General features: G+C 72.0%; 9 protein-coding genes and 1 pseudogene. 7 read left to right on the top strand and 3 right to left on the bottom strand.

Annotated elements, in window-relative coordinates; all coding sequences use genetic code 11:
- Window positions 1-19: 19 nt before the first annotated feature.
- Window positions 20-802 carry a MerR family transcriptional regulator gene (locus ACFVXE_RS37865; protein ID WP_389678219.1) on the bottom strand — a complete coding sequence of 261 codons (783 nt, stop codon included), beginning with the start codon at window positions 800-802 and terminating at the stop codon, window positions 20-22.
- Between the two features lie 223 nt (window positions 803-1,025).
- Here ACFVXE_RS37865 and ACFVXE_RS37860 point away from each other — a divergent pair.
- The 3 genes and pseudogenes from ACFVXE_RS37860 to ACFVXE_RS37850 all read left to right on the top strand — a co-directional run.
- A pseudogene (locus ACFVXE_RS37860) lies at window positions 1,026-1,491 on the top strand (Appr-1-p processing protein); the annotation flags it as partial.
- Between the two features lie 68 nt (window positions 1,492-1,559).
- The gene (locus ACFVXE_RS37855) at window positions 1,560-2,099 is read left to right on the top strand and encodes a hypothetical protein (RefSeq protein WP_389678217.1); all 540 of its coding nucleotides are present in this window, start codon (window positions 1,560-1,562) and stop codon (window positions 2,097-2,099) included.
- A gap of 110 nt (window positions 2,100-2,209) precedes the next feature.
- The gene (locus ACFVXE_RS37850; RefSeq protein WP_389678216.1) at window positions 2,210-3,091 is read left to right on the top strand and encodes an oxygenase MpaB family protein; all 882 of its coding nucleotides are present in this window, start codon (window positions 2,210-2,212) and stop codon (window positions 3,089-3,091) included.
- A gap of 113 nt (window positions 3,092-3,204) precedes the next feature.
- On the opposite strand, the gene ACFVXE_RS37845 is transcribed toward ACFVXE_RS37850, so the two are convergent.
- Window positions 3,205-4,248, bottom strand: coding sequence for a LacI family DNA-binding transcriptional regulator (locus ACFVXE_RS37845; protein ID WP_389678214.1), 1,044 nt, complete (start codon window positions 4,246-4,248; stop codon window positions 3,205-3,207).
- Between the two features lie 432 nt (window positions 4,249-4,680).
- On the opposite strand from ACFVXE_RS37845, the gene ACFVXE_RS37840 reads away from it, so the two are divergent.
- Window positions 4,681-5,988: a M14 family metallocarboxypeptidase gene (locus ACFVXE_RS37840; protein ID WP_389678213.1), complete on the top strand. Its 1,308-nt coding sequence runs from the start codon at window positions 4,681-4,683 to the stop codon at window positions 5,986-5,988.
- Window positions 5,989-6,061: 73 nt separating this feature from the next.
- Window positions 6,062-7,819: a BCCT family transporter gene (locus ACFVXE_RS37835; RefSeq protein ID WP_389678212.1), complete on the top strand. Its 1,758-nt coding sequence runs from the start codon at window positions 6,062-6,064 to the stop codon at window positions 7,817-7,819.
- Window positions 7,820-7,836: 17 nt separating this feature from the next.
- Here ACFVXE_RS37835 and ACFVXE_RS37830 read toward each other — a convergent pair whose 3' ends face one another.
- Entirely contained in the window at window positions 7,837-8,796 is a 960-nt protein-coding gene (locus ACFVXE_RS37830) for an FAD-dependent oxidoreductase (RefSeq protein WP_389678211.1), read from the bottom strand.
- A gap of 280 nt (window positions 8,797-9,076) precedes the next feature.
- Here ACFVXE_RS37830 and ACFVXE_RS37825 point away from each other — a divergent pair, with 280 nt between their 5' ends.
- Window positions 9,077-9,616 carry a TrmH family RNA methyltransferase gene (locus tag ACFVXE_RS37825; protein WP_389678210.1) on the top strand — a complete coding sequence of 180 codons (540 nt, stop codon included), beginning with the start codon at window positions 9,077-9,079 and terminating at the stop codon, window positions 9,614-9,616.
- A gap of 46 nt (window positions 9,617-9,662) precedes the next feature.
- A complete protein-coding gene (locus tag ACFVXE_RS37820; protein ID WP_389678208.1) occupies window positions 9,663-11,300 on the top strand; it encodes an ABC-F family ATP-binding cassette domain-containing protein in 1,638 nt (545 codons plus the stop codon).
- Window positions 11,301-11,386 lie beyond the last annotated feature (86 nt).

Here is an 11,386-nt window from a genome sequence, read left to right as displayed (position 1 = left end):
GGTCGGCCGCGTCAGATGTTTATACCTGACCGGCGGGGGCGGGCGCCGGGGGCCGGGGCCCCGGGGGGGCTCCCCCCGCCGTGACCGCGGCCCGCAGCTCCTCCTTGAGCGACCGCTGGAACGCTGTCACCAGCGCCTGCAGCACCATCGGCTGCATGTGGGCCGACAGCGTCTTCATCGCCGCCACATGCTCCGGATCCGACTCCCGTTCCCGGTACGGATTCCATACCTCGTCCCGGAACAGCCGGGTCAGCTCGTGCGCGGCGGAACGCGCGTGCTCCAGCAGCACCGTGCGCGCCGCGAGGATCGTCTCGTGCGCGATCGGCACGTCGAGCAGTTCGACGCCGAGCCGCAGCAGCCCGGGGTCGACCCGGTAGCTGCCGTCCGCCGGCTCGGCGCGCTCCAGCACGCCCATCGCGGCCAGCCGGTCCATGTCCCCGTCGGTCAGCGTCCGCCCCGCACGCCGCTCCAGTTCCGCCCGGGTGGTGTCCTCGGCCGAGTCCGGCGCCCAGGAGGCCACCAGCGCGCGGTGGATCGCCAGATCGTGGGCGCTCAGATCGGGCGGCAGCTGCTCCAGGTAGCGCTCGATGGCGGCGAGCGTCATCCCCTGGTGCTGGAGCTCCTCGATCAGCGCCAGCCGGGACAGGTGCTCGTGGCCGTAGTGCCCGACCCGGCGCGGCCCGATCACCGGGGGCGGCAGCAGCCCCCGGGTGCTGTAGAAACGCACGGTGCGTACGGTGACCCCGGCGCGCGCCGCCAGCTCGTCGACAGTGAGCGTCGGCTCCTCGGTTCCGCTCGCCATGTCTGCTCCTCGTTGCTGACCGCTGCTGTTCCCGGCTACGGCTGTACGGGGGCGCCGTCCGCGTCCGCGTGCATCGATCCGGTTCAACAGTATTGCTGTCTCACCACTGTTGTGAAAGTCTCCGGCACCAGAACCCGGCCGGGTGCCAGTCGGTGGCAGAGCCACGACCACCGGAACCCGCGTACGAGTATCAATGTCAGTGGTGGTCCGTACGGTGGGTGCCATGCCGGAGATCGTGTATGTACGGGGGGCGCCACCGCACCGCTGGGCGGGGGCGTCGGACTGATCGCGCACGTCTGCAACGACATGGGCGGCTGGGGCAGGGGCTTCGTCCTCGCCGTGTCGCGCCGCCGGCCCGAGCCGGAGGCCGCCTACCGCCGCTGGTACGGGGAACGCGCGGGCAACGACTTCGGCCTGGGCGCGGTGCAGTTCGTGCGGGTGGGGGCGGGGCTCCGGGTGGCGAACATGGTGGGGCAGCGCGGCATACGCATGGGGGCAGAGGCACACCGGTGCGGTACGAGGCGATCGACGCCGCGCTGGGGGCCGTGGCCGAACGGGCCGTGGAGCTGGGGGTGTCGGTTCATATGCCCCGGATCGGATGCGGCCTCGCGGGCGGTAGCCGGTCCCGGATCGAGCCGCTGATCGAGCGCCGGCTGCTCGGCAGTGGGACAGCCGTGACCGTGTACGACCCTCCGTGGAGCGCCGGGTGCCGGCCCCGCGTCACCGGCGAACCGGCGTCCGCCGTAGGCTCCCGCCCATGCGAACCGACGGAGCTCCGGCAGCCGGCGCCCTTCTGATCACCGGCACCGTCGGTGCGGGCAAGACCTCGGTGGCCGACTCCGTGGGCACACTGCTCACCGATGCCGGGGTGCCCAACGCCGTCATCGACATGGACTGGCTGAGCCGCTGCCGGCCCGCACCCCCGGACGACCGCTTCAACTTCGCCCTGCTGCTGCGGAACCTGCGCTGTGTGGCCGGCAACTACCTGGACGCCGGCGCCACCCGGCTGGTCCTCGCCGGCGTCGTCGAGGACGCGGACGACCGGGCGCGGTGCGCCGAGGCGGTCGGCGTCGGCCTGTCGGTCTGCCGGCTGCGGGTCCGCCTGCCGGTGGTCCGGCAGCGCCTGACCCGGCGCCATGCCGACGAGCCCGATGCACTGCGCTGGCACCTGGACAGGTCGGGAGAGCTCGACGGGATCCTCGAACGGGCCGGGGTGGAGGACTTCACGGTAGACGCCACCGACCGCTCCGTCGAACAGGTCGCGGCCGCGGTGATCGACGCTGCCGACTGGCGGTGACAGCGCGTGCGCGACGCGCGGCTGCCCGCCCGCCGTCCGTGATCGCATAATGGAACCATCGCATCAGCCGGGTACCGGTCCGTACGCCCGCCGACCGCTGGGAGCACCCCATGAACAGCGATCCACTCGGGGGAAGTGTCCCGGAGCCGCCCCCGCCCGGCGGCGTGCTGTGGAGTCTCGCGGGAGACATCCGCGCCCTGCTGATGCTTCCGGCGGCTCTCACCCTTCAGGTCGCCCACCCGGCGGTCGGCGCGGGCGTGGACGAGCATTCGGTGTTCCGCACGGATCCCTGGGGGCGCGGCGAGCGGTCCCTACGCTCACTGCAACTCTGGGTGTACGGGGGAGAGGAGGCCGCCGAGGAGGGGCGCAGGCTGCGGAAGCTGCACCGCACCATCCAGGGCACGGACACCCGCGGGCGCCGTTACCACGCGCTGTCACCGGACAACTACGCATGGGTGCACGCCACGGGCTTCCCCGTCTACCAGCACGCCACGCAGTATCTCGTCCGCCCCCTCACCGGGGCGCAGGAGCGGGCCCTGTACCGGGAATGGCTCCAGGTCGGCCGGGTCCTCGGCATCCACGACAGGGACATGCCCCAGTCGATCGAGGAGTTCTGGCCGTACTACCGCAAGGTGCTCGCCGACGAGATCGAGGCGACCGTGGTCGTCGAAGAACTCGTCGCCACCGACCAGTTCGTGCCGCCGCCGGACCGGGGCCCGTTGCCCGTACGGCTGCTGCTCAGGGCCGTGTGGCCGCTCGTGCTCCCGCCGCTGGCCCGTTTCCGCCGCTTCGTCACCGTCGGGCTGATGCCCCCGGACGCTCGAGAGGCGATCGGACTGGAGTGGACGGACGCGCAGGAGCGCAGGCTGCGCCGGTTCTGCGGTGTCGTACGGAACGTGGTGCCCGTGCTGCCGGAGCGGCTGCGCTACCTGCCTCTCGCCCGCAAGGCGCGGGCGGAGTACCGCAGAGAACTCCGGAGTGCTTCTCGCTGACCGCGTCCGGGAACGAGCGGGCGCCCCGCCCGCAACCCGGCGGCCCGTCCGCAACCCGGCGGCACCCGGGGGAGCAGGGCCGTTCACGGCCGGGCCGGCGCAGGGATCGCCGTTCAGGCGGATGCCCGTCTGATGAGCTCGGTCGGCGTGATCACCGAATCGGGCTCCTCCCCGTCGCCGTCCAGCCGCTGCATCAGCAGCCGTACCATCAACCGGCCCATTCCCTCGACGTCCTGACGGACCGTCGTCAGCGGAGGTTCGGTCGCCTCCGCGACCTGATCCATGTCGTCGAAGCCCACCAGCGCCACGTCCTCCGGTACCCGGCGGCCGTGCTCGCCCAGCACCCGCAGGGCGCCTGAGGCCATCAGGTCGTTCGATGCGAACACCGCGTCGAGGCCGGGATGGCGCCGCAGCAGTTCGGCCATCGCCCGGGCGCCGCCCTCGGTGGTGAAGTCGCCGTCCACGACCAGGGACGGATCGGCGTCCGGCAGTACCTCGCGGTAGCCGTCGATCCGGTCGAGCGCCGACGTCTGGTCGCGCGGGCCCGCGATGTGCGCGATCTGCTTCCGGCCGAGGGAGACCAGATGACGCACGGCCTCGCGGGCGCCGCCGCGGTTGTCACAGTCGACGTACGGAACGGCGTGTTCCGACGCGTCGCCCGGTGTGCCGGGGCGGCCGCCGTAGACGGTGGGAACCCGGAACCTGCGGATGATCGAGGGCAGCTCGTCGTCGGTGTGCAGCGAGAACGCCAGCACACCGTCCACGTGGCCCCCGGCCAGATAGCGGGTGACCCGGTCGAAGTCCCCGCTGCCCTCGACCAGGAGCAGCACCAACTGGGCGTCGAACAGATTCAGCTCCCGGCTGATGCCGCGGATCTGCCGGGAGAAGAACGGGTCGGAGAAGATCCGGAACTCCGGCTCGTCGATGATCACGGCGACCGCCCCGTTGCGCCGGGTGACCAGGGTCCGTGCCGCATGGTTCGGAATGTAGCCGAGCTCCTCGACCGCCCTGCGGACCTGCTCCACCAGCGGCTGACGCACCCCCGCCCCGCCGTTCACGACCCGGGAGGCCGTCGCTCGGGAGACCCCGGCACGGGCCGCCACGGCCTCCAGCGTGGGGCGTGTGACGTGAGCGGGATCAGGGCTCGAACCGGGCAAAGGACGCTCCTCGTACACGCGGGAACTGGCCGGAAACGGCCGGGCTGGCGTAAAGCGAAAGACCCCGCCAGCCTAACCGCCGTCGCCCCCACCTGGGCCCGGGCGCAAACGCCCGTCCCGGACCCGTGGACCGGACCGGGTGGCGGCACGCGTGCGCCGCCGGGTTCCACCCGCGCTTCGGCTCCCGTCCCCAGGACGACCGGGGCCACCGTCCTCGCACGAGCGACCCGGTCCGGCATCACCTCTCGGCGGTCATCGCGTCACATCTGCGTGTGATCACCCCCTGTCGCACAGGAGTTGACCGGAGTATCTTCCGCGGAGGCCCGTACGGGTGCGGGCACCGGTGCGGCGTGCGGATCACCGGTGGTGCGCCTCGGCCGCCCGGCGCGCCCCTCGCGCTCACCCCTGCCGCCTCCCGGAAGGCAGCCGTTCATGACGCCGCGCATCCCGCTCGTCCGACGGCTCGGCGCCCGTCACCTCGTACTCGCACTCGCCGCGACGGCCCTGGCCGTACCGCCGGCCGCCGAGCCCGCCGAAGCCGTGCACACCCCGCCCCGCACCGCCTTCGAGAGCAGCAACGGGGCCCGCTGGACCGGCGGCGCCGAGGAGCAGTCCTTCCTCGCCGCCGTCGGCCGGGGCGGTGACCGGGTCTCGGTCGACCGGATCGGCACGACGGAGCAGGGCCGCCCGCTCCAGCTCGTCGGTATCGGCGACCGACACCCCGGCGCCACCACCGTGCTGCTGATCTGCAGTCAGCACGGCGACGAGCCGTCCGGACGGGAAGCGTGTCTGACCACCGTCCGCGACCTCGCCTACACCGAGAACCCGGCGACCCGCACCTTCCTCTCGCGCACCCGAATCCTCGTCGTCCCCACCGCCAACCCGGACGGCCGGGCCGCGAACACCCGCGGCAACTCCGACGGTGTCGACATCAACCGCGACCACATCGCCCTGCGGACCGCCGAGGCCCGTGCCATCGCGGCGGTGATCCGTGACCGCAGGCCCGAAGTGATCTACGACCTGCACGAGTACGGCGCCACGCCGCCCCGCTACGACAAGGATCTGTTCGTCCTCTGGCCCCGCAACCCCAACGTCACACGCCAGGTGCACGACGCATCGCGGACGCTCTCCGAGAGTTATGTCCGGCCCACCGCAGGGGACGCCGGCTACAGCAGCGGCCACTACGGCGTCTGGACCGACCCGGTGACGGGAGATCCGGTCAAGCAGACCGCCGGCGACGGGCAGGAACGCATCCTGCGTAATGCGGCGGGTATCAAGCACGCGGTCGGTCTGCTCATCGAGTCCCGCGTCGACGCGGTCACCGACGCCGAGAAGGCGGACCCGGCGGTCAACAACCGGCGTCGCGTCGCCTCCCAACTGGCCGCGCTCGACGGGCTGTTCCGGTTCGCCGATCGGCAGCGCGGACTGATCGGGGCCGCCACCGCCGCGTCGCGTGCCGCGGGGTTCACGGACCGCGGCCCGGTCCGGCTCGGCGGCGCGGACAACGAGCCCGCCGAGCCCGCGGAGATCCTCCGGGACCCACCGTGCGGCTACCGGTTGAGCGCCGGCCGGTTCGCCGACGTCAAGGACGAACTCGCCCTGCACGGCGTCACCTTCCGGCCGGACGGTGACGGAGCGTACGTGCCGCTGCGGCAGTCGGCGCGGAACCTTGTTCCCCTCCTCCTGGACAGGAGGGCGACATACCACCTCACAGAAGGTCAACCCGATCCCGCTTGTTGATCCCGCGATCCGCACGGTATGTGTGGTACTGGCTACGGAGAGCGAAATTCTGCTTCCGTGAAAGGCGCCACTTGTGTCGCAGGACGAACAGAGGACAGGCGGCCGCGGGGACCTGCCGGTGACGGCGGATCTCCCCGGCGACCCGGGCCAGGACCGGCACCCCACGACCGACCGGGTGGTGTTCGGAGTCGCGGCCGTCCTCACCCTCGCCTTCGTGGTCTGGGGGGCCACCGCCACCGACTCGCTGGAGAACGTCTCCAGCACACTGCTCGGCGGACTCATCCACAACGGCGGTTGGGCCTTCATGCTCGCCGCGTCCGGATTCGTGCTCTTCGCCCTCTGGCTCGCCATCAGCCGGTACGGGAAGATCTCCCTCGGCCAGGAGGGCGAGGAACCCGAATTCCACACCGTGTCCTGGGTCGCGATGATGTTCAGCGCAGGTATGGGCATCGGCCTCATGTTCTACGGGGTCAGCGAGCCGCTGGCGCATTTCACCAACCCGCCGCCCGGCACTCACCCCTTCGACGCCGCCGACGCCATGCAGACCGCGATGGCCACCACTCTCTTCCACTGGACGCTCCACCCCTGGGCGATCTACGCGGTCGTCGGGCTCGCCATCGCGTACAGCACCTACCGGCGCCGCCGGCGGCAGACGATCAGCGCGGTATTCGAACCGCTCATCGGTTCCCGGCACGCCCACGGCGGTGTCGGCAGGTTCATCGACATCCTCGCCATCTTCGCGACGCTCTTCGGCTCCGCCGCCTCGCTCGGCCTCGGCGCGCTCCAGATCGGCAGCGGGTTCCACGAACTGAACTGGCGGGAGAGGACCGGCACCGGACTGCTCGTCGTGATCATCGCGGTCCTCACGGTCGCCTTCGTCGCCTCGGCGATCTCCGGTGTGGAGAAGGGCATCCAGTGGCTGTCCAACATCAACATGGTCCTCGCCGTGATCCTGGCCGTGTTCGTCTTCGTCGCCGGACCCACGATCATCGTGCTGGACCTGCTGCCCACGTCGATCGCCGCGTACTTCGGCAACCTGCCCCAGCTCGCCGGACGCACCGAAGCGACCGGTAAGGGCGAGGTGGCCGACTGGCTCGGCAACTGGACGGTCTTCTACTGGGCGTGGTGGATCTCCTGGACGCCCTTCGTCGGCATGTTCATCGCCCGTATCAGCCGTGGCCGGACGATCCGTCAGTTCATCGGCGGTGTCATCCTGGTGCCCAGCACCGTCAGCCTGGTCTGGTTCGCGATCTTCGGCGGCACGGCGATCACCCTTCAGGAGGCGGGCAGGCTCGGCGGCGCCACCACCCAGGAGGCCAAGCTCTTCGGTGTCCTGCAGCAGTTCCCGATCGCCACCGTGATGAGCCTGCTGGTGATGATCCTGGTCGGCATCTTCTTCGTCTCGGGCGCCGACGCCGCCTCCATCGTGATGGGCACGCTCTCCCAGAAGGGCATCCGCGAACCCGCCAAGTGGGTCGTCGTCTTCTGGGGTGTCGTCACCGGCGCGGTGGCGGCGATCATGCTGCTGATCGGGAACGGCAAGGGCGACGCGCTCGCGGGGCTCCAGAACCTGACGATCCTGGTGGCCGCGCCGTTCACCGTCGTCATGATCGGGATGTGCGTGGCCCTGATGCGCGACCTGCGCCAGGACCCGCTGATCGTGCGCCGCGAATTCGGCGTCGAAGCCGTCGAATCGGCCGTGATCCAGGGGCACGCGAAGTACGACGGAGACTTCGAGATCCGGATCGGGCCGGGCACGGACCCGATCACGGACCACCGGGACCGGCGGGACGACGGGGACCCGCCGGGCGGGCACGATGCGAACGGCTGACGCGCCGGCGGCCCTGCTCAGCCGATGAGCTCGGCCACCGCCTGCGCGCAGCCCGGCGCCACCGTCACCCCGGCACCTCCGTGCCCGTAGTTGTGCACCAGCAGTCCGCCTCCCGGCAGCGGCTCCGCCTCGATCCGCACCCCGGCGTCGCGGGCCGGCCGCAGACCCACCCGGTGCCCGAGGATCCGCGCCCCGGCGATCTCCGGCCGTATCCGGGCACAGCGGGCCACGATCTCCTCGGCGGTACGGGGGTCGGGCGCCGCGTTCCAGTCGTCGGTACCGGCCGTGCCGCCGAGGATCAGCCGCTCGGGCTGCGGGAAGAAGTACGTCGTCGCGTCCGAGTCCGGGTCCGCCTCGGTGAACCACTCCTCGATCCCCGGGTTCTCCACCAGCACCAACTGGCCGCGTACCGGTCGCACCCCGGCATCCGGGACCAGCCCCCGGGCCCCGATACCGGTGCAGTTGACCACCGTCGCAGCCTGCGCCGCCGGCTCCGCGAACGAGGTGATCGCGCGCCGCTCGACCGTTCCTCCGGCCGCGGCGAGCCTCCGCCGCAGCCACTCCAGATGCGCCGGCATGTCGATCAGCGGCAGCACGGCCCGCAACCCCTGCTCGACCTCCACCAGGCCCGTCATCCGTCCCGCCCACGGACCGAGCGCGGCAAGCCTCTCGCCCCGGTGCAGACCGGCCACCATCCGCACCCCGGTCTCCTCGGGGCACCCGGCCAGTTCCTCGTACCTGCGGAGCGAGGTCAGCGACCAGTCGCCGACCAGCTCCCCGGGCTCGATCCGGTACGGCCACCACAGCGCCCCCGCCACCGCCGAGGTCGTCGCCGAGGCTGCGTCCCGGGACCAGACCCGCACCCGGTGACCGCGCTCGGCGAGCTCCAGCGCCGTCGTCAGCCCGCTGATCCCACCGCCCACCACGATCACGTCCGACACCGCTGCCCGCCCCGTCACTTCCTCTGCTCCGCTCATGGACGGACGTTAACGGACTGCCCGGAGCGGCGTTCCCCGCAGGTCCCTGCCGGGGAGTCCTTGTGCCGACCCCGGCGGGCACCGAATTCCACTGGACGCACAGGCAGCCGAGGGGAGACCCTTCGTCCTGGCACGCACCCTGGCCTGGGGAGCGTGCCGGAAGCACCGATGGCCGTCCACCACCGGGTACGCAGACGATGGCCCCGGCGAGCCGCCAATCGCCGCACACGATGCCCCGTACGCACCACCAGCCGTTCCGGAGGCCCGCCTCCGCGCCGCGATGAGCCGCGACCGGAGCGGGCCCGCCCCCGCGATCCGCACCCGCACCCGCACAGAACTGCGGCGCGCCCGCCGCCCCCGCGCCCACTCCTGCTGGGACCACCTCTACGCCGCACCGCTCTGGCCGCTGCACGGCGCCAATCTCGGCACGCTCGCCCGCACCTGCGACGCCGTCGGGGCCTGTCTCACCGTGCCGCGCTTCCCCTGGGTCCCGGAAGCCCTGGCCCGCGGCAACACGCTGCGCCGGCCGCTGTGCACCCACTGGACCGGAGACCCCCTCGGCTGGCTGGCGAAGCAGCGCGAGCGCGGGCTGCGGATCGTCGGCGTGGAACTGGCGGACGAGGCGATCCGTCTCGCGGACCTGCCGGCCGCCCGCGAACCGACCGTCCTGGTCCTCGGTCACGAACAGCACGGCATACCTCCCGAAGCCCTCGACCTCCTCGACAGCTGCGTCGAGATCCCCATGGTCGGCACCGGCGCGAGCCTGAACGTCGCCGTCGCCGGATCGCTCGCCCTCTACCGACTGGCCGGACTGGTGTGACACCCGTCGGGAACGCAACGGTCCGCCGATTAGGATCGACACCCTGATGACTGCCACCCTCGTCGCCAAGGACCTCGCCGCCGGACACGGCGACCGCACACTCTTCGCCGGACTCGACCTCGTCGTCGCGCCCGGTGACGTGATCGGTCTCGTCGGAGTCAACGGAGCCGGAAAATCCTCTCTGCTCCGGCTGCTCGCCGGGCTCGACCGCCCGGAGGAGGGCGAGCTGCGGCTCTCCCCGCCCACCGCCACCGTCGGTCACCTCCCGCAGGAGCCGGAGCGCCGCCCGGACGAGACCGTGCGGGAGTTCCTGGCCCGCCGGACAGGCGTGGCCGACGCCCAGGAGGCGATGGACGCCGCCACCCAGGCCCTCGTCGACGCGGCGCCGGGCGCGGACGACGCGTACTCCGAGACCCTCGAACGCTGGCTGGCCCTCGGCGGCGCCGACCTGGACGAGCGGGCCGACGAGGTCGCCGCGGACCTCGGTCTGACCGTCGGCCTCGACCTGCCGATGACCGCGCTCTCCGGCGGCCAGGCCGCCCGCGCCGGACTCGCCTCGCTGCTGCTGTCGCGGTACGACGTCTTCCTGCTCGACGAGCCCACCAACGATCTGGACCTGGACGGACTGGAGCGGCTGGAGAGGTACGTCTCCGGGCTGCGCGCCGGAACCGTCGTCATCAGTCACGACCGCGAATTCCTGATGCGTACGGTCACCAAGGTCCTCGAACTGGACCTCGCCCAGCAGCAGATCAACCTCTACGGCGGCGGGTACGCGGCCTACCTGGAGGAGCGCGACCGGGCCCGCAGGCACGCCCGCGAGGAGTTCGAGGAGTACGCCGACAAGCGCTCCGCCCTGGAGGGCCGCGCCCAGATGCAGCGCGGCTGGATGGACAAGGGAGTCAAGAACGCCCGCCGCAAGGCGACGGACTCCGACAAGATCGGCCGGAAGTTCCGCAGCGAGGCGAGCGAGAAGCAGGCCGCGAAGGCCCGCCAGACGCAGCGCATGATCGAGCGGCTCGACGTCGTCGACGAGCCGCGCAAGGAGTGGGAGCTGCGGATGGAGATCGCGGCGGCCCCGCGCTCGGGGTCCGTCGTCGCCACGTTGCGCGGGGCACAGGTCGTGCGCGGCGACTTCGCGTTCGGTCCGGCGTCGCTCCAGATCGACTGGGCGGACCGGGTGGCGATCACCGGTGCCAACGGGGCCGGGAAGTCCACCCTCCTCGCGGCGCTGCTCGGCCGGCTGCCGCTGGACTCGGGCCATGCCACGCTCGGCTCGGGTGTGGTGGTGGGGGAGGTGGACCAGGCGCGGAAGCTGTTCCACGGCTCGGAGACCCTGCTGGAGGCGTTCTGCGCGGCCGTCCCCGAGACCGAACCGGCCGAGGTCCGCACGCTGCTCGCCAAGTTCGGGCTGCGCGCGGACCATGTGATGCGGCCCGCGACGACGCTGTCCCCGGGCGAGCGGACCCGCGCCGCTCTCGCCCTCCTTCAGGGCAGGGGCGTGAATCTCCTGGTTCTGGACGAGCCGACGAACCACCTGGACCTGCCCGCGATCGAGCAGCTGGAATCGGCGCTCGATTCGTACACGGGGACGTTGCTGCTGGTCACGCACGACCGCCGGATGCTTGAGGCAGTGCGGACGACGCGGCGCGTCGAGGTGGCGGACGGGAAGCTCACGGAGGCCTGACCGGGACGGGGCGGTTCCGCCCCGTCCCGCGGTCGAGACCGGATCGACCCGGCTCCGGGAAGGGGGGGGGGGGGGGGCCCCCCCCC

This window comes from Streptomyces sp. NPDC058231, assembly GCF_042882275.1.
Classification (GTDB): domain Bacteria; phylum Actinomycetota; class Actinomycetes; order Streptomycetales; family Streptomycetaceae; genus Streptomyces.
The sequence above is the reverse complement of the archived record's forward strand: the minus strand, read 5'-3'. Positions and strand labels throughout refer to the sequence as shown.

What these genes read in the sequence shown, in the direction of transcription:
- ACFVXE_RS37840 (WP_389678213.1), top strand. Translation starts at nt 4,681, where the DNA reads ATGACGCCGCGCATCCCGCTCGTCCGACGGCTCGGCGCCCGTCACCTC.
- ACFVXE_RS37820 (WP_389678208.1), top strand. Translation starts at nt 9,663, where the DNA reads ATGACTGCCACCCTCGTCGCCAAGGACCTCGCCGCCGGACACGGCGAC.
- ACFVXE_RS37855 (WP_389678217.1), top strand. Translation starts at nt 1,560, where the DNA reads ATGCGAACCGACGGAGCTCCGGCAGCCGGCGCCCTTCTGATCACCGGC.
- ACFVXE_RS37825 (WP_389678210.1), top strand. Translation starts at nt 9,077, where the DNA reads ATGAGCCGCGACCGGAGCGGGCCCGCCCCCGCGATCCGCACCCGCACC.
- ACFVXE_RS37830 (WP_389678211.1), bottom strand. Translation starts at nt 8,796, where the DNA reads ATGAGCGGAGCAGAGGAAGTGACGGGGCGGGCAGCGGTGTCGGACGTG.
- ACFVXE_RS37850 (WP_389678216.1), top strand. Translation starts at nt 2,210, where the DNA reads ATGAACAGCGATCCACTCGGGGGAAGTGTCCCGGAGCCGCCCCCGCCC.
- ACFVXE_RS37865 (WP_389678219.1), bottom strand. Translation starts at nt 802, where the DNA reads ATGGCGAGCGGAACCGAGGAGCCGACGCTCACTGTCGACGAGCTGGCG.